This is a genomic window from Sphingobium sp. GW456-12-10-14-TSB1 (assembly GCF_059424385.1).
The window spans coordinates 1,279,059-1,296,119 of sequence record NZ_JBWKZI010000001.1 but is presented as its reverse complement, the minus strand read 5'-3'; the positions used below and the strand labels follow the sequence as shown (position 1 = coordinate 1,296,119).

The window sequence follows — 17,061 nt, the reverse complement described above, 5'->3', positions numbered from 1 at the left end:
CGGAGCGCAGTTGGGTTTCGATACCCGATCAGGCGAGGAGATTTTTTCAATGTTTTTCAACCGTATCGCGCCGCTTGGCGCCACCCTGGCGCTCGCTCTGGCGGCGGCCCCCGCCTTCGCACAGGATAGCGGCCCGGTCGATTGGACTGGCCCTTATGTGGGTGGGTCGTTCGGCTATAATTTCCAGAAGAGCGACGGCGCAGAGCATCTGCGCTTCGATACCAATGCCGACGGCAGCTACAATGACACGGTGACCACCATCACCGGCGCCAATGCCTTTTCGCCCGGCACTTGCGGCGGCGCAGCGCGCGGCCCCACCCCGGCGTCGGGTTGCGACGATGACAAGGATGCGATCGGCTGGATGGGCCATGTCGGTTATGACATGCAGTTCGGCGGCATCGTCGCCGGTGTCGTCGCCGAAGCGGGCAAGGCCTATATCAGCGACAGCGTGACCGAATATTCGACCACCCCGGCCTTCTACACCATGACGCGGCGGATCGACTGGAACGGCAATCTGCGCGCGCGCCTGGGCTACACCACGCCCAGCGGCATCATGCCCTACATCACCGGCGGTCTTGCCTATGCCAAGGTCAAGAACAGCTTTAGCACCAGCAATGGCGCGAACAGCTTTACCTCGGTCAATGCCAAGGAAGACGCATGGGGCTGGACCATGGGTGGCGGCCTTGAAGCGAAAGTGTCCGACAATTTCTCGATCGGCGCGCGCTATCTGTGGACCCGCTATAATGTCGACGATTATCGCGTCGATGTCGGTGCGGGGACTGCGCCCGCCACCAACCCGTTCCTGATCACCCCGTCGGGCGGCACGAGCATGAACCGTGGCGACAAGTTCGACACGCAGAGCGTGATGGTGACCACCAGCTTCCGCTTCTGATAGATGGCATGAAAAAGGGGCCGGTTCCTACGCAGGAACCGGCCCCTTTTTTATATCCGGATCAGATGGTCAACGCACCCTTGGGCCGCCGAAAGGCAGCGGCGGGGGCGGGCGGCGGGTGCCGCGCGGCAGTTGCGCCTGATAGGCGCGGCCGCAATGTTCGACGCAATAGGGAAAGCCGGGGTTCACCGGCTCGCCACAGAAATGGAAGTCGGGCTCGCCCGGATGCCCCATCGGCCATTTGCAGATCCGCTCAGTGAGGTCGAGCAACGACGTCTTGCCCGCGATTTCCGCGCTGGGCTTGGCCGGGACCAGGCGACGGGGCGGCGCGGGCGGGATCGGCGCCTGCTGATCGCCCGGACCCTGACGCAGGAAACCGCCCGGCCCGACCGACACGATGCGCGGCTGCGGTTTGGCGGCAGCATCTTCAGCAACGGGCGCTGGCGCAGGCGCGGCAGGCGCTGCGGCGGGCGTGAAGGCGCGGACGGGGGCAGGAGCTTCGGCCACCGGCGCGGGCGCAACCGGGCGCGGCGCGGCCTCTGCCTCGACCGCCGGAGCGGGGCTGGCTGGCTTGCGCGGCGGTGCGGGTGCCTTTTTGGGCGCGTCATTGGCCTTGACCGGCGAAGGACGCGATTGCAGGCCCAGGCGGTGGGCCTTGCCGATCACCGCATTACGGCTGACGCCGCCCAATTCCTCGGCAATCTGGCTGGCGGTCAGGCCGCGTTCCCACATACCCTTGAGCTGGTCGATACGCTCGTCGGTCCAGGACAATGAAACACTCCTCAAAATATCTGGCTGCGCCCCTATATGGGGAGCCGGTGCGCAGGTTCAAATCCGTGAACAGCGCCCTTGCAGCAAATCCTCTCAGCCGATAGTCGATCCATCCATGAACGACCAGCCCAAAATTAGCCCGACCGCGCCCGCCACGCCGCCATTCCCCGAACCGGGGGTGCCGGTGATTCGCAACATCAACTGGGCGGGCAGTTGGGCGCTGTATCTGAAGGAAGTGCGCCGCTTCATGAAGGTGCAGCTTCAGACGGTGTGGGGACCGGCCATCACCACCCTGCTGTTCCTGGTCATCTTCATCGTCGCGCTGGGCGGCAGCGGCCGCACCGTGATGCTGCGCGGGCAGGCGGTGCCGTTCGCCGATTTCGTCGCACCCGGCCTGATCATCATGGGCATGATCAACGCCTGCTTCGCCAATGCGAGCTTTCCGCTGATGGTGGGCAAGGTGCAGGGAACGCTGGTCGATTATCTGATGCCGCCTATTTCCGTGGGTGAATTGCTGGGCGCACTGGTGGCGTCATCGGTCACGCGCGCGCTGTTCGTGGGGTCCGCGCTGTGGGCGGCCATGGCGCTGTGGCCCGGTGTCCATGTCACCCCCGCGCATCTGTGGGCGGTGCTGTGGTTCGCCCTGATCGGCACCAGCTTCATCGCCTTTCTGGGCGTGCTGACGTCCATTTGGGCCGACAAGTTCGATCATAACGCCGCGGTCACCAACTTCGTCATCGGTCCGCTGGCGCTGCTGTCGGGTACTTTCTACTCGATCGACCGGCTGCCGCCCTTTTTTCAGGGGATCAGCCACGCCAACCCGTTCTTCTATATCATTTCGGGCTTCCGCTATGGCTTCGTCGCGGCGGCCGATACCAACATCGTGGTGGGCAGCAGCGTATTGCTGGCGCTCAATATCGGGCTTGGGACGCTCTGCTACACGCTGTTGAAGCGCGGCTGGAAGATCAAGGCGTAACCGTCAGGAAAAGGCGGCGAAGATCGGCATAAGCGCGCTGAGGACGATGAGCATCACGATCGCCAGCAGCCAGTGATGCCAGCGGGGCAGGGCGTCATCGCGATGGTCTTCGTCCCAGGGCCACATCAGCGGTTCGATCCGCCGGTCCGGGTGACCGCCTGGCCAGTCTCGATCATCGCAATCTGCATAAAATCATCATCACCCGCGGCAAGACCGACGCCCTAGCATGCGCCGGGGCGTTGCAAAAGCATCTGCGGAGCCGCCTGCGTTCAGGCGATGGTTACATTTCTCTGCCACAGCGGCTGCGATACCGCTTTGCAGCAAGAAAGATTGATGATGAAGATCGCCATAGTGTTCGGCACCCGCCCCGAAGCGATCAAGATGTTCCCGGTGATCCACGCCCTGCGCGCGCGGCCCGGCGTGGAAACCCGCGTCATCGTGACGGCCCAGCATCGCGGCCTGCTGGATCAGGTGCTGGAGATTGCCGGGATCGTGCCGGACGTCGACCTTGACGTCATGGTCCCGAACCAGACGCTCGACGGACTGACCGCCAAGCTGATCGTCGAACTGGGCAAGGCGTTCGACGCCGAAAAGCCAGATCGCATCGTCGTTCATGGCGACACGCTGACTACCATGGTCGCGAGTCTGGCGGCCTATTATCGCAAGATCCCGGTTGCCCATGTCGAGGCGGGATTGCGCAGCGGCGACATCCACCACCCATGGCCCGAAGAGGTGAACCGCCGCGTCGTCGCCTGCATCGCGGACATGAATTTCGCACCGACGCAGGCGGCTGCCGATGCGTTGTTGCGCGAAAGCCGGGACGCGGCGGGCATCCACATTACCGGCAATACCGTGATCGACGCGCTGCTCGCGACGCGCGACCGGGTGCTGGCCGATCCGTCGCTTGCCAGCGGTCTCGATGATCTTGCCGCGCGTTTCGCTGGCAAGCGGATCATCGCCGTCACCAGCCACAGGCGCGAAAATTTCGGCGGCGGCATGGAGGCGATCGCCCGCTCCATTGCCGACATCGCGGCGCGGCCTGACGTCGCGGTGATCTTCCCGGTCCATCCCAACCCCAATGTCCGCCCGATCATGGACGCAGTGCTGGGCGGCCTGCCCAATGTCGCGATGATCGAGCCGCTTGATTATCCGCATTTCGTGCGGCTGCTTGATCTCTGCACCCTCGTCCTGACCGATAGCGGCGGTGTGCAGGAAGAAGCGCCCTCGCTCGGCAAGCCGGTGCTGGTGATGCGGGAAACGACCGAACGGCCAGAAGGGGTGGAAGCCGGGACGGCGAAGCTGGTCGGAACCGACCGCGCGCTGATCGTGCGTGAAGTGCTGGAGTTGCTGGACGACAAGGACGTCTATGACGCCATGGCGCGGGCGCATAATCCGTTCGGTGACGGCCATGCGGCGGAGCGGATTGCCGGCGTTATCGCGGGATAGAGCGTCATAATCTCCTCTCCCGAAGGGGAGAGGCAACGAGACTTGGCAGCTTGCTGCCTTAGTCGCAGTGGTGAGGGCGTCCGCCCTGACGTTGGCGCACAGCCCCCTCATCCAACTGCGCCTAACCGATCCTCCGGATGCGGTAAGGCTCCATATCCTTCTCCCCCAGGGGGAGAAGGTCGATCTTGGTGCCACCGTTACCGAAATCTTCAGCATTTCCAGGCAGAAACTGCGGCAAATCTTAGCCTCATAAGGACTGCCTGTTCATGCCCGTCGACACCAAGCAGAAGGTTTCCGTCATCGGCCTTGGCTATATCGGCCTGCCGACCGCAGCCCTGATCGCCCGTGGCGGCGCGCAGGTGGTTGGCGTGGACGTGTCCGCCCATGTCGTGGAAACCGTCAATTCGGGCCGTGTGCATATCGAGGAAGTCGATCTTGACGGACTGGTGCAGGGCGTCGTCGCGCGCGGCAATCTGCGCGCCAGCCTGGAGGTCGAGGAAAGCGACGTGTTCATCATCGCCGTGCCGACCCCGGTGGCGGAAGATCGCGCGCCCGACATCAGCTATGTTCTGAAAGCCGCACGCACGATCGCCCCGGTGCTGAAGGCGGGCGACACGGTGATCCTGGAATCCACTTCGCCTGTCGGCACGACCGAAGCGATGCGCGACGTCATCGGCACGATGCGCCCCGACCTCAAAATGCCCGGCAAGGGCGTGCAGGGCGACATCGCCATCGCCTATTGCCCGGAGCGCGTTCTGCCCGGCCGTATTCTGGTCGAGCTGATCGACAATGATCGCTGCATTGGCGGCATCACGCCGCGTTGTGCGCGCAAGGCGCTGGGCTTCTATCGCCAGTTCGTGCGCGGCGCGTGCATCACCACGACGGCCCGCGCGGCGGAGATGGTCAAGCTGGTCGAAAACAGCTTTCGGGACGTCAACATCGCCTTTGCCAATGAATTGTCGGTGATCGCGGAGAATATGGACATCGACGTATGGGAAGTGATCCGGCTGGCCAACCGCCATCCGCGCGTCAATATCCTTTCCCCCGGTCCCGGCGTCGGCGGCCATTGCATCGCGGTCGATCCCTGGTTCATCGTCCATGGCGACCCGGAAAATGCCCGCATCATCCGCACCGCACGTGAAGTGAATGACGGCAAGACCGACTATGTTGTGGCCAAGGCGTCTGACATGATCGATGCCTTTGCTGGCGAGGATGTTGCCTGTCTGGGCCTGGCGTTCAAGGCGAATATCGACGATTTCCGCGAAAGCCCGGCGGTCAAGGTCGCCGCGCGGCTGGCCCGTCGCTATGGTCGCCGGATCAAGCTGGTCGAACCCTACGCCCAAGCCCTGCCGATGGAATTTGCCGGGACGGGCGCGGAACTGATCGATCTCGATACGGCTCTGGAACAATGTGGCGTGTTCGTCATTCTTGTCGATCATGACATGTTCAAATCTGTCCCCGTCGATGAACGTGTCGGCAAGGCCGTTTATGACACCCGCGGCATCTGGCCCGATCAGCCGCGCCGCTTCGCCGAACCGGCACCGGGGCGCATCGCCGTCTGACGACCGGCCATCGGGCGCGACCCGTCGCGCCTGTGGTTGCCTTCGTCGTGCCGCACCGCTACCCCCCGGCCTCAATCGGGCCATAAGGGGGCAGAAGTGCAGATGACCATCAGGCAGATCTATGCCGCGATGAGCGGTTGTGCGTTGCTGTCTGCCTGCGCGAGCGTCGAGCAGGCACCGCGCGGTGACGAGGCCTATGCGATCATTCCGCCAGCGCCCGCCATCGGCGCGGATTACCGCCTGTCCCCCGACGATGTGCTGCGCATTCAGGTCTATCATGAGCCGGACCTTTCGCTGGAGGATGCGCAGGTGAGCGCGGCTGGCATGGTGCGGATGCCGCTGATCGGGGATGTGCCGGTTGCCGGCCTGTCATCTGGCGACGCGGCCGACCGGATCGCCGATCGGCTGGGTCAGCGCTATCTGGTGTCGCCGCAAGTCACCATATTCGTGAAGAAGGCGGTTGGCCGCCGCATCACCGTGGACGGGGAAGTGCGGGAACCGGGCCTGTTCCCGGTCGACGGGCGCCTGACGCTTAGCCAGGCGGTGACGCTGGCCAAAGGGCCGACCCGGCTCGCCAGCCTCTCGCAAATCATTGTCGTGCGGCAGATTGACGGGGAACGGCAGGCCGCGATGTTCGATCTTGCCGCTATTCGCCGGGGCAAGGCGGCCGATCCCGAAATCCTGCCCGGCGACATGATCATTGTCGGCCTGTCGCGGGCGAAGGCGATATTGGGCGGCACCTTGCTGGCCGCGCCGGCGCTGGCCGCCGGGTTCATTGCCCTGGACGGGAAGAATTGATGAGCGGACCGGACACCATGGCGTCTGACGGAATCGGGCTGGGCGAGGGCCGCGCCGCCCGTTTCGCGGCCGCCACCCGCCACGGCTGGGCCGTGCTGCGCCGCCATCGCGTCATCCTGTTCGTCACCATGGCATTGTGCCTGCTGGCGGGCGCGCTGATCATCCTGATGTCCACCCCGGACTATCGTGCCACGGCATCCGTTGAGGTGCAGGACGTGCCAGCGGGGGCCGCCGGGTCAAATGCGCAGGCCGCGACCCATGGCGCGCCGGGCGACATCGAATCGCTGATGCAGACCGAACTGGAAGTGCTGCGCAGTCGCGCGCTGGCCGAAGAGGTCGCGCGCGATCTGGCGCTGGTCGGCACCCCTACATTTTTTGCGGGCATGGACCGCAAGCGCCCGACCGAAGGGGCAGGCAGCCTGACCCAGCGGCAGGTCGAACAGGATATGGTCGTGCGCCTGCTGCGCGATAATCTGGAGGTCGATCTTCCCGGCAAGTCGCGCGTTCTGCGCATCAGCTTCGTCAGTGCGGACCCGGTCCTGTCCGCGCGCGTCGCCAACAGCTATGCCGACAGCCTGATCCGCGCGGACCTGAAGCGCGGCTTTGAATCGGGCGTGCAGGCGCGCCGCTTCCTGCTGGGCGAACTGGACGGGGCGCGCAAGGATCTGGCGCGGGCCGAGCGCGATCTGGCGGTCTATGCCGCACGCACCAGCGGGGCGACGGACGATGGCGATGATACGCAGCGCCCGCCGCAAGGCACGATCGCCGCGCGTCTCGCCCAGTTGAACGCCTATCGCGCGCAGGCGCTGGCGGATCGGATCGCGGCGCAGAAGCGGTGGGAGGGCGCACGTCGCGCCAGTCCTGAAACGCTGCCCGAAGTGCTGGGCAATGGCGCGATGCAGAGCCTGATGACGAGCCGCGCCGAAGCGCGCGCCGCCATTGTCGAGGAACGGCAGTTCCGCAAGGATGCCCATCCCGACATGCGCGAGGCGCGCGCCCGTCTGGCGGCGCTGGACGATCAGGCGGAGGCGATGGCCAACACCATTCGCGCGTCGCTGCGCGAACAATATGAGGTTGCGGTGCATGGCGAAACCCAGATTGCGGCGGAAATCGCTGATCTGGAGCGGCAGGCGCAGGCCGAACGCGGGCGCGACGTGCAGACGGGCATATTGGAGCGGTCTGTCGATACCTACCGGATGCTGCACGACAGCCTGCTCCAGCGCTATCGCGACATGGCGTCGCAGGCGGGATTTCAGGCCGGTCGCATCCAGCCGCTCGATCGCGCAGCCGTGCCGACCCGGCCGTTTTCGCCCCGCATCGGCATGACATTGCTGCTGGCGTCGCTGGGCGGGATGGCATTGGGCCTGCTGCTGGTCGCGGCGCGGCACATGTTCGATGATGCTGTAACGTCCGCCGATACGCTGACCGAACGGGTCGGTCTGCCGCTGCTGGGGTCGGTGCCAGTGACAGGCGACGCCCCGCAGCCGGTCGATATTTTCACGCCGCTTGCGTCATCGCTGCTGCTGGCGTCGGCGGACGGCCTGCCGCGCTCGATCCTCGTCACCAGCGCGCAGGAGGGGGAGGGCAAGTCACTGACCCTGCATGCGCTGGCTCTCGCCTTGGCGGGCCTGGGCAAACGGGTGCTGGTGGTGGATGGCGACATGCGCCGCCCGGTCCAGCACAGCCTGTTCCGCCTGCCAGCCGGTCGCGGCATCAGCGCGTTGCTGACCGGGCAGGCCAGCGCCGAAGAGGTTATCGTGGAAACCGGCACGTCTGGCGTGGCGCTGCTCCCCTGTGGCGCGGTGCCGCCCAATCCGGCCGAACTGCTGGCGACCCCGGCATTCGAAGCGCTGCTACTGGCCGTGCGCGACAGTTATGACACGGTGCTGATAGACGCCCCGCCGATCCTGGGCGGGACCGATACGCTGCTGCTGGCGGGCAGGGTGCAGGCCAGCCTGCTCGTCGTCGAATGGGGGCGCAACCATCATGGTGGCCTGCGCGCCGCCGTGGACCGCCTGCGCCGGGCAGGCGGCACGATCATCGGCGCGATCCTGACCAAGCAGCAGGGGCGGGCAATGGAATATGATTATCACCGCGGCGGGTGAGGGAAATGCAAATATCCGTTCGAAACGAACGGAGGCTGTGTTAAATCGCCATCAGGCCCGCGCCATCAGCCCTTCGACCAAGCCGTCGAACAGGCGCTTGCCATCGGTCGCGCCATGGGCAGCCTCGATCACCCGTTCGGGGTGCGGCATCATGCCCAGCACATTGCCCCTGTCGTTCAATATCCCCGCAATGTTGCGCGCCGAACCGTTGACATTCTCCGCATAGCGCAACGCGACCCGGCCTTCGCCTTCCAGCCGGTCGAGCGTCGCGTCGTCGGCGAAATAATTGCCGTCATGATGCGCGACCGGATAGGAAATCGTTTCGCCCGCTGCGTAGCGGCTGGTGAAGGCACTCTGCGCATTGTCCACGGTCAGCGCGACGTCGCGACACACGAAATGCCCACCGGCATTGCGCAGCAGCGCGCCGGGCAGCAGGCCGCTTTCGGTCAGCACCTGAAAGCCGTTGCAGATGCCCAGCACGAACACGCCGCGATCGGCCGCCTGCGCCACCGCCTGCATCACCGGCGACCGCGCCGCCATGGCGCCGGACCGCAGATAGTCGCCATAGGAAAAGCCTCCCGGTACGCCGATCAGGTCGATGTCGTCGGGCAGTTCGGTATCGCGGTGCCACACCATGGCTGGCTTCGCGCCGGTCGCAGCCTCGAACGCCACTGCCAGGTCGCGGTCGCAATTGCTGCCCGGAAAGACGATGACGGCGCTCTTCATGGCTCAGGCGACCTTTTCGATGCGATAATTTTCGATCACTGTATTGGCAAGCAGCTTGCGGCACATGCCGTCAATATCCTCGTCACTGGTGCCATCGGCCAGGTCCAGTTCGATCAACTTGCCCGCGCGCACGTCATTGACGCCGTCAAAGCCCAGGCCTTCCAGCGCATGGTGGATCGCCCGGCCCTGCGGATCGAGGACACCGCCCTTGAGGGTGACGAAAATGCGGGCTTTCATGAGCGGCGAACTCCTTGAGACGGACAGGGCCGAACCGTGCGGTCCGGGGGATCGACTTTGCCGCTCCCCTAGTCCCGGTGTGGCGGGGTGGCAAGCCATTATGCTTTTGTTAGCATCTCATCCGATACTGTCATGGCGCAGAAATCCGGGGGGAGCATGGGGATGTCCGGGGTGGCGCTGGCGATGTTTGTCGGGCTGTTCGCTTGGGGGCAACAGATTGTGGGCTATGACGACCCGCAGGGAAAGGTGCAGCTTGCCCTGCTCGCGACCTTCAGCCTAGGCCTGACGATCGGCTATCGCGCCAGTCGCTGAGCGTCTTTTTCAATGCCAATTGCCTGTCCCTTGCGCTAGGCGATCGCTATGGACCCCGAATATCTCTATTACGCCTGCGCCTTCATCGCCGTGGCCATATCGGGCCTCGCCAAGGGCGGCTTTGCCGGGGTCGGCGCACTGGCCATGCCGATCATGGCGCTGGGCGTGGACCCGGTACGCGGCGCAGCCATAATGCTGCCCATCCTGATCGTGCAGGACGCCGTCAGCGTCTGGGCATTCCGGAAAAGCTGGGACGGCCATATCTTGCGGGTGATGCTGCCCGGCGCGGCGGTCGGCGTGACGCTTGGCTATCTGTTTGCCGCGCAAGTGCATGAAACCACAGTGCTGGGCGCATTGGGCGTGATTTCGATAGTGTTCGGGCTGCAACGGCTATGGGTCGAGCGGGGCGGGGCGATTGTGCTGCCGTCCACATCGCCCGATTGGGTGGGCATGCTGCTCGGCGTCGCCAGCGGCTTTTCCAGCCAGATCGCCCATGCCGGTTCGCCCCCGTTCCAGATGTGGGTGCTGCCCAGGCGCCTGCCGCGCGACATGCTGGTCGGGACTACGGCGGTCGCCTTCGCAGTCATGAACTGGATGAAGGTGCCCGCCTATGCCGCGCTGGGCCAATTCACGCGCGGCAATCTGACGGCGACCGCCATGCTGCTGCCGGTCGCGATCGTTGCGACGCTGGCGGGCGTCGCGCTGGTGCGGCGGGTGGATGCCGCCCGCTTCTACACGCTGATCTATGTGCTGATGGTGCTGCTGGGCATCAAGCTGGTCGCTGATGCGCTGATGGCGTAACCCATAACCGTCATGCCGGACTTGATCCGGCATCCAGGGCGGCTTTGCGCCAACTCTGGATCCTGACTTGCGTCAGGATGACGGCGGATCGAAGGACTTATTCCTTCTCGCGCTTCTTGCGATGCGTGTCGAGGTCGAGCACCGTGGTGTCCAGCCCTTCGGGCAGCAGGCCCAGGCGGCGCGCCACTTCCTGATAGGCTTCCACTTCGCCGCCCAGATCGCGGCGGAAACGGTCCTTGTCCAGCTTCTCGTTGGTCGCAGCGTCCCACAGGCGGCAGCCATCGGGGCTGATCTCGTCGGCCAGAATGATGCGGCTGTAATCGCCGTCATAGAGGCGACCGAACTCCAGCTTGAAGTCGATGAGGCGAATGCCGATCCCGGCGAACAGACCGCACATGAAGTCGTTGATGCGGATCGCCATGTCGGCAATGTCGTGCATCTCTTCCTGCGTCGCCCAGCCAAAGCAGGCGATATGCTCTTCGGAAATGAGCGGGTCGCCCAGCGCGTCATCCTTGTAGCAATATTCGATCAGCGTGCGGGGCAGCTGTGTGCCTTCCTCGATCCCCAGCTTCTTGCTGAGCGATCCGGCGGCGACGTTGCGCACGACGACTTCGATCGGCACGATCTCCACCTGACGCACCAGCTGCTCACGCATGTTGAGGCGGCGGATGAAGTGGGTCGGTACGCCGATCTGGCCGAGCAGCGTGAAGATATGCTCGGAAATCCGGTTGTTGAGCACGCCCTTGCCGGAAATCGTGCCCTTCTTCTGCGCGTTGAAGGCGGTTGCGTCATCCTTGAAATATTGGATGATCGTGCCCGGTTCCGGGCCTTCATAAAGGATCTTTGCCTTGCCTTCGTAAATCTGGCGGCGACGGGCCATGCGCGTTCCTGTCTGGTCAAAAATACTGCGCCCCGACAATCGCGAATCGAGAAGGATCAGCGGGTGCCGGGGCTGCTTGGGCCTCGCCCATAGAACAAAGCGGGCGGGGGTGCAATTGGTGCGGCCCTTACAGCACGTCGCCGAACATCGCCCATAGCAACGCCATCCACGCCACCATGCCGATCGCGCCGATGATGACGCCTGATCGGGCGCGCAGGGTTGCGGCCAAACCGCGCGGCTCATCATCATCATCGATCATGCGCCGTTGTTAGCCGTCCGCGGTCTCCGGCTCAACCCGCGCCGTATCGCGATCCACCGCCATCAGCCGCCCGGTAAAGCATTGCCGCCACCAGCTGATGTCCTGCTTTTCAACGCTATCCATCATGGCGCGCCAGCGACGCTTGCGTTCATCCAGCGGCATGGCGAGCGCGCGCAGGATAGCGTCGGACATTTCCTCCGGGCTGTAGGGATTGATCAGCAGCGCGTCCTTGAGCTGCATTGCGGCCCCGGCAAAGCGCGACAGGATCAGAACGCCCGGATCCTCCGGGTCTTGCGCCGCGACATATTCCTTGGCGACCAGATTCATGCCATCGCGCAGCGGCGTGACCAGCCCGATCTTGGCGCTGCGATATATGCCGGCGAGCTTGTCGCGCGGGTAGCCCTGATTGACGTAGCGGATGGGCGTCCAGTCCACATCGCTATATTCGCCATTGATCCGCCCGGCGAGGGAATCGAGCGCGGCGCGTATCTGCTGGTAGCTTTCGACTTCGCCGCGCGAAGGCGGCGCGATCTGGGTCAGCAAAACCTTGCGATGCTGGTCGGGATGGTCCTTCAGAAAGCGGGCATAGCCGTTGAAGCGCTCCTCCAGCCCCTTGCTGTAGTCCAGCCGATCGACGCCGACGATCATCGAGCGGTCCTGAAGCGATGCGCGTATCTGCCGGAGCATGTTCTGCGCAACCTCGCTTTCGGCTGCTTCGGCAAATTCCTTCGCGTTGATCCCGATCGGGCAAGCGACCGCCTGGATCGTCCGGTCGCCAACGGTGATGAAATCGCCGTTCACCGTACCACCCATCTCCCGCTCGGCATAATGACGGAAGGATTCGAGCCATTCTTCGGTATGGAACCCCACGACATCATAGGCGAACAAGGTGCTGACCAGCTTGCTGTGATGGGGCAGCGACACGAGCAGTCGCGTGGGTGGCCAGGGGATGTGCAGGAAAAAGCCCATCTTGTTGCGGTGGCCGCGGTCACGCAGCATCTGGCCCAGCGGGATCATGTGATAATCATGAACCCAGATGACGTCCTCCGGCTCGATCAGCGGCGCTGTGGTATCGGCAAAGCGCTGGTTGACCCGGTTATAGCCGCCCTCGAAATCGCGGGCATATTCGGCCAGATCGATGCGGAAGTGAAAGAGCGGCCACAGCGTCTTGTTGGCGTACCCGTTATAATATTCGTCGACATCCTGTTCTTCCAGGTCGATCGTCGCAGTCTTGACCCCGTCATCCTCGTAAAAGCCGATATGGCCGGTGAAATTATCGGTGATTTCGCCCGACCAACCGATCCATGTCCCCCGGCTTTCCCGCAACGCCTGCGCCAGCGCGACCGCAAGTCCGCCCTGATTGCCCGACTTGTTGGGTCGGGACACGCGGTTGGAAATGACAATCAGGCGACTCATCGCATCACGCTCCAGGGTTTGCTCAACAAGACGGCGCAGTTGATGATGCCGACGAGCGAATAGGTTTGAGGATAATTGCCCCACAATTCCCCGGTCACAGGATCAATATCCTCGGACAATAATCCTGCGGCGGTGCGTCGGCTCAGCATCTCTTCGAAAAGGGTGCGGGCTTCTTCCGTACGACCGGTGCGATGCAGCGCTTCGATCAGCCAGAAGGTGCAGACGTTGAACGCAGTCACCGGCTCGCCGAAATCATCGGGCGCGCTGTAGCGCAGCATGTCGTTGCCACGCCGCAAATCCGCCTCCAGCGCGGCCAATGTGCCGGTGAACATGGGATCATCCGCGCTCAGGAAACGCAGATCGAGCAGTTGCAGCAGCGATGCGTCGCGCGAATCATCCTCGAAATTCGCCGATATGGCCTGGCTGTCCTCTCGCCACGCCGCATCGATGATGCGCGCCTTCATCGTGTCGGCGCGGTTCTGCCAGTGCGCCGCGCGCAGGGGCAGGTCCAGCGCCAGCGCGGCATGGGCCAGCCGATCGCACGCCGCCCAGCACATCACCGCACTATAGCTGTGGACATGGGTGCGATTGCGCAGTTCCCACAAACCCGCATCCGGCTTGTCATAGACGCTCCAGGCCCGCTCGCCTACGGCCTCCAACGCCTCGAAATCGGCATGGCCCGCCATGCGCAGCAGTCGCCAGTCGATAAAGCCCTGCACCGACGACAGGACGATCTGGCCATAGGCGTCATGCTGGATCTGGCTGTAGGCGGCGTTGCCGACCCGCACCGGGCCCATGCCACGATAGCCGGGCAGTTCGTCCGCCTCCCACTCGGTCAGCGTGGCGTTGCCGCGCACGTCGTAAAGCGGCTGGATATGCCCGCCCTTTGCGCCATCGACGATGTTGCGCAGATAGACCAGATAGGTTTCCAGCACATCCAGAGCGCCCAGCCGGTTGAGTGCTTCGACGGTATAATAGGCGTCGCGCACCCAGCAGTAGCGATAGTCCCAGTTGCGACCCGAATCGGCATGTTCGGGGATGCTGGTCGTCAGCGCCGCGACGATCGCGCCGGTTTCTTCATGCTGGCACAGTTTGAGCGTGATCGCGGACCGGATGACCGCTTCCTGCCATTCCGCCGGGATGGCGAGGCCGCGCACCCACAGGCGCCATTCCTCCACCGTGTCGTCCAGCATCCGCTGGAGCGCCGGGCGCAGGGCGTCCGAAAATCCTTCGTCAGGCCCCATGAAGAAATGGGCGTCCTGCTCCAGCCGGAACCAGCTTTCCTGCGCGATCAGGCCGATCGGCGCGTCGGTCGACACCCGCATCGCCATGTAGGACAGGACCATGCGGATATGGTTGGAGCCGTAATTGATCGGTACCTTTTCCGCATTCCAGGCCGTCGTCGGGCGCAGGCGCACTCTTATGCGCGGCGATCCGGCCACCGGGCGCGCGATCCGGGCGAAGGCGACCGGGCGATACATGCGGCCCTTATGCTTGTGGCGGGGGCAGAAATCGAAAATTTCGATGACGTTGCCCTGCGTGTCGCTCTGCCGCGTGACCAGAACGGGGGTGTTGCGCAGATAATATTGCTCTACCGCAACGCAATTTTCCAGTTCGATCGCCCAGAAACCGATCGCGGCGTCATCATCCCAATCAGCATCGTCGAGCAGCGCGGAAAAGACCGGATCGCCATCGACCCTGGGAACGCAGGCCCACACCATCCGACCGGCCCGATCGATCAGCGCCGATGCCTGGCAATTGCCAATCGGCCAGAGGTCCAAATTGCGGGCGTTGCCGCCCAATATTGGGTGAGTATTGCTGTTTATCGCACTGCCCCTCATGCTTTTTGGCAAATTGAGGGGGCACGGATCATGCGAGCCGTGCAACCCCCTCTCGCAGATAATGCCTGACGGCGGCAACCTGTTCCAAATTATATGCCGCTCGCGTTTGTCGCACAGGTCCGACCAATATGCCAACCCCGCCCAGTTCGGCGGCCGCGGCAAAGCCTTCCTCGTCGGTCACGTCGTCGCCGATAAAGACCGGCACACCGCCCGCCATCGGCCCTTGCGCCATCAGCGCATGGACCGCGCTGCCCTTGTCCGCGCCACCGGGCCGCAATTCATAAAGCATCTTGCCCTGCTGAAGCGCCAGACCGTCCTGATCGGCCCATTGGCGGGCCAGCGCATGCGCGGCATCCTGCCAGGCAGGAGCGCCGCGATAGTGCAGCCCGACGCTGATCGATTTGCGTTCGACCAGCACGCCGGGCTTGTCGGCGGCAAAGGCGTTGAAGGCGGCTTCGGCATCATCGATTGCCGCGAGGCGCGTTGGCGCGGCGATGGCGCCGCCGGGACGGGCAAATTCCAGCCCATGGGTGCCCGCCAGCAGGAAGTCAGCAAAGCCAAGGGTGCGCAGCGTTTCGATCGACCGCCCGCTCACGATCGCCAGTCGCCCGTCCAGCCTTTCCCGCAGCGCCAGGAGCAACTGCACCAGTCCATCATCCACAATCACCCCGTCGGGGGTGTCGGTAATGGGCGTGAGCGTCCCGTCAAAATCCAGGAACAGCGCCGCGTCGGTCAACAAGGCGGGCGGGGGCGGGGGGAGGGGATGATCTGACACGGGCGCAAAGTGGCGCTTTACCGCCAATTCGCAACCCCTGTTGTGCAGCCCCTTGTCGTTTTTACGCGCCGCACCGGCTGTCATCGGACCAGGGGGCCGACCAATGGATCGAATGCAGCACGCGAAATGCCTGCATGATCCGTGCAATCAGCCGGTCGATCCCGGCGCTGGCTGCGCGATGATGGTCCGTCCACAACCGGGCGTCATACTGGTCGCGCATGGTCGCGATCCTTTCGATTGAAATGGTGCATGTGTGCGAAGCGACCAATGCGCCTGTTCCGTAACGACATCCAACAAAAGCATGGACAGTGATAATAAGCTCCCCTTATGGAAAGCCATGTCCGCCTTGCCTCCGCTTTCCGCCGTTCGGGTGTTCGAAGCCGCTGCCCGGCTCGAAAACTTTACAGCCGCCGCGCAGGAACTGGGCATGACCCAGGCGGCGGTCAGCTATCAGGTCAAGTTGCTGGAGGACCGGCTGGGGCTGAGCCTGTTCCAGCGCGCCGGCCGCCGGGTGCTTCTTACCGACAAGGGACGGGAAATCGCGCCGGTCATCATCCGCGCTTTCGACCAGATGCGACAGGGCTTTGCCGCTCTGGCGCAGGATCATTCGATGGTCCTTACCATCAGTTGCACCAATAGTTTCGCCCATCTCTGGCTCGCCCCCCGGATCGGCGCGTTCCAGATGCGTCATCCGGGGCTGGCGGTGCGCATCCAGGCCGAGGATGCGGTGGTCGATCTTGCCCGCACCGGCGTGGATCTGGCGATTCGCGGGGGGAAGGGCAATTGGCCGGGGCTGGAGGCGCGGCTGTTGACGCACAACCGCCTGGCGCCGATGTGCAGCCCGGACTGGCTGGCGCGCCATGGTCCGGTCGCCGATGCGCAGGCGCTTCATGCCCTGCCGCGCCTGTCGCCCGACGACATGTGGTGGCATGAATGGTTCGCGGCCATGGGGGTGGAGGCCGATCCGGCAGGCGGGCCGCCGGGCATCGCGCTCGACAGCCAGGTGATGGAAGGTCGTGCCGCGATCGGGGGGCAGGGGATCGCCATCCTGAACCTGTTTTTGTGGAAGGCGGAGGTAGAGGCGGGCCTGCTGGTCGAAGCCATGCCATCCTATGTCCGCGAGATCGCGAGCTACTGGATCGTCTATCCGCCCCATGCTCGCAATACGCCCAAGGTGAAGGCGTTTCGCGACTGGATCAGCGCCGAATTCGTCGCCGCCATCGCCGATGACCCGCAGGGACGCTACTTGCCCCGTGACGAATGA

Annotated in this window: 19 protein-coding genes; 9 read left to right on the top strand and 10 right to left on the bottom strand. The window is 64.2% G+C overall.

What is annotated here, in order from left to right:
* The first annotated feature begins 49 nt into the window (after positions 1–49).
* Positions 50–892 (top strand): outer membrane protein, encoded by an 843-nt coding sequence (locus AC07X9_RS06340; protein WP_017182337.1) that lies wholly within the window; start codon positions 50–52, stop codon positions 890–892.
* A gap of 69 nt (positions 893–961) precedes the next feature.
* On the opposite strand, the gene AC07X9_RS06335 is transcribed toward AC07X9_RS06340, so the two are convergent.
* On the bottom strand, positions 962–1,663 hold the full coding sequence (locus AC07X9_RS06335) for a GcrA family cell cycle regulator (protein WP_017182336.1): 702 nt from the start codon (positions 1,661–1,663) through the stop codon (positions 962–964).
* Positions 1,664–1,778: 115 nt separating this feature from the next.
* On the opposite strand from AC07X9_RS06335, the gene AC07X9_RS06330 reads away from it, so the two are divergent.
* Positions 1,779–2,639 carry an ABC transporter permease gene (locus tag AC07X9_RS06330; protein WP_017182335.1) on the top strand — a complete coding sequence of 287 codons (861 nt, stop codon included), beginning with the start codon at positions 1,779–1,781 and terminating at the stop codon, positions 2,637–2,639.
* Positions 2,640–2,642: 3 nt separating this feature from the next.
* Here AC07X9_RS06330 and AC07X9_RS06325 read toward each other — a convergent pair whose 3' ends face one another.
* Entirely contained in the window at positions 2,643–2,765 is a 123-nt protein-coding gene (locus AC07X9_RS06325) for a hypothetical protein (RefSeq protein ID WP_017182334.1), read from the bottom strand.
* 210 nt (positions 2,766–2,975) lie between these two features.
* Between AC07X9_RS06325 and wecB the strand changes: the two genes are divergently transcribed.
* The 4 genes from wecB to AC07X9_RS06305 all read left to right on the top strand — a co-directional run bounded on the left by wecB (position 2,976) and on the right by AC07X9_RS06305 (position 8,550).
* A complete protein-coding gene (wecB, locus tag AC07X9_RS06320; protein WP_026002249.1) occupies positions 2,976–4,085 on the top strand; it encodes a non-hydrolyzing UDP-N-acetylglucosamine 2-epimerase in 1,110 nt (369 codons plus the stop codon).
* A gap of 266 nt (positions 4,086–4,351) precedes the next feature.
* Positions 4,352–5,647, top strand: a complete 1,296-nt coding sequence (wecC, locus tag AC07X9_RS06315; protein WP_017182331.1) for a UDP-N-acetyl-D-mannosamine dehydrogenase — start codon at positions 4,352–4,354, stop codon at positions 5,645–5,647.
* Positions 5,648–5,749: 102 nt separating this feature from the next.
* Positions 5,750–6,445 carry a polysaccharide biosynthesis/export family protein gene (locus tag AC07X9_RS06310; protein ID WP_086485657.1) on the top strand — a complete coding sequence of 232 codons (696 nt, stop codon included), beginning with the start codon at positions 5,750–5,752 and terminating at the stop codon, positions 6,443–6,445.
* Complete coding sequence (locus AC07X9_RS06305; protein WP_026002248.1) at positions 6,445–8,550, top strand: GumC family protein; 2,106 nt, start codon at positions 6,445–6,447, stop codon at positions 8,548–8,550. The genes AC07X9_RS06310 and AC07X9_RS06305 overlap by 1 nt, the downstream gene beginning before the upstream one ends.
* A gap of 51 nt (positions 8,551–8,601) precedes the next feature.
* Here AC07X9_RS06305 and purQ read toward each other — a convergent pair whose 3' ends face one another.
* Together purQ and purS are read right to left on the bottom strand one after the other, a co-directional pair.
* Positions 8,602–9,276: a phosphoribosylformylglycinamidine synthase subunit PurQ gene (gene purQ, locus AC07X9_RS06300; protein ID WP_017182328.1), complete on the bottom strand. Its 675-nt coding sequence runs from the start codon at positions 9,274–9,276 to the stop codon at positions 8,602–8,604.
* Between the two features lie 3 nt (positions 9,277–9,279).
* Positions 9,280–9,513, bottom strand: coding sequence for a phosphoribosylformylglycinamidine synthase subunit PurS (gene purS / locus AC07X9_RS06295; RefSeq protein ID WP_017182327.1), 234 nt, complete (start codon positions 9,511–9,513; stop codon positions 9,280–9,282).
* A 162-nt stretch (positions 9,514–9,675) separates the two neighbouring features.
* On the opposite strand from purS, the gene AC07X9_RS06290 reads away from it, so the two are divergent.
* Positions 9,676–9,825, top strand: coding sequence for a hypothetical protein (locus AC07X9_RS06290; RefSeq protein WP_167383157.1), 150 nt, complete (start codon positions 9,676–9,678; stop codon positions 9,823–9,825).
* A gap of 48 nt (positions 9,826–9,873) precedes the next feature.
* On the top strand, positions 9,874–10,626 hold the full coding sequence (locus tag AC07X9_RS06285) for a sulfite exporter TauE/SafE family protein (protein ID WP_017182325.1): 753 nt from the start codon (positions 9,874–9,876) through the stop codon (positions 10,624–10,626).
* 97 nt (positions 10,627–10,723) lie between these two features.
* On the opposite strand, the gene purC is transcribed toward AC07X9_RS06285, so the two are convergent.
* The 6 genes from purC to AC07X9_RS06255 form a co-directional block, all read right to left on the bottom strand.
* Positions 10,724–11,506 (bottom strand): phosphoribosylaminoimidazolesuccinocarboxamide synthase, encoded by a 783-nt coding sequence (gene purC, locus AC07X9_RS06280; RefSeq protein ID WP_017182324.1) that lies wholly within the window; start codon positions 11,504–11,506, stop codon positions 10,724–10,726.
* Between the two features lie 127 nt (positions 11,507–11,633).
* Positions 11,634–11,765 carry a hypothetical protein gene (locus AC07X9_RS06275; protein ID WP_017182323.1) on the bottom strand — a complete coding sequence of 44 codons (132 nt, stop codon included), beginning with the start codon at positions 11,763–11,765 and terminating at the stop codon, positions 11,634–11,636.
* A 9-nt stretch (positions 11,766–11,774) separates the two neighbouring features.
* Positions 11,775–13,181, bottom strand: a complete 1,407-nt coding sequence (gene otsA / locus AC07X9_RS06270; protein WP_017182322.1) for an alpha,alpha-trehalose-phosphate synthase (UDP-forming) — start codon at positions 13,179–13,181, stop codon at positions 11,775–11,777.
* Positions 13,178–15,022 carry a glycoside hydrolase family 15 protein gene (locus tag AC07X9_RS06265; RefSeq protein ID WP_254908053.1) on the bottom strand — a complete coding sequence of 615 codons (1,845 nt, stop codon included), beginning with the start codon at positions 15,020–15,022 and terminating at the stop codon, positions 13,178–13,180. The genes otsA and AC07X9_RS06265 overlap by 4 nt, the downstream gene beginning before the upstream one ends.
* 28 nt (positions 15,023–15,050) lie before the next feature.
* Entirely contained in the window at positions 15,051–15,761 is a 711-nt protein-coding gene (otsB, locus tag AC07X9_RS06260; protein ID WP_017182320.1) for a trehalose-phosphatase, read from the bottom strand.
* Positions 15,762–15,858: 97 nt separating this feature from the next.
* Positions 15,859–16,017, bottom strand: coding sequence for a hypothetical protein (locus tag AC07X9_RS06255; RefSeq protein ID WP_017182319.1), 159 nt, complete (start codon positions 16,015–16,017; stop codon positions 15,859–15,861).
* A gap of 117 nt (positions 16,018–16,134) precedes the next feature.
* On the opposite strand from AC07X9_RS06255, the gene AC07X9_RS06250 reads away from it, so the two are divergent.
* Positions 16,135–17,061 (top strand): LysR substrate-binding domain-containing protein, encoded by a 927-nt coding sequence (locus tag AC07X9_RS06250; RefSeq protein ID WP_017182318.1) that lies wholly within the window; start codon positions 16,135–16,137, stop codon positions 17,059–17,061.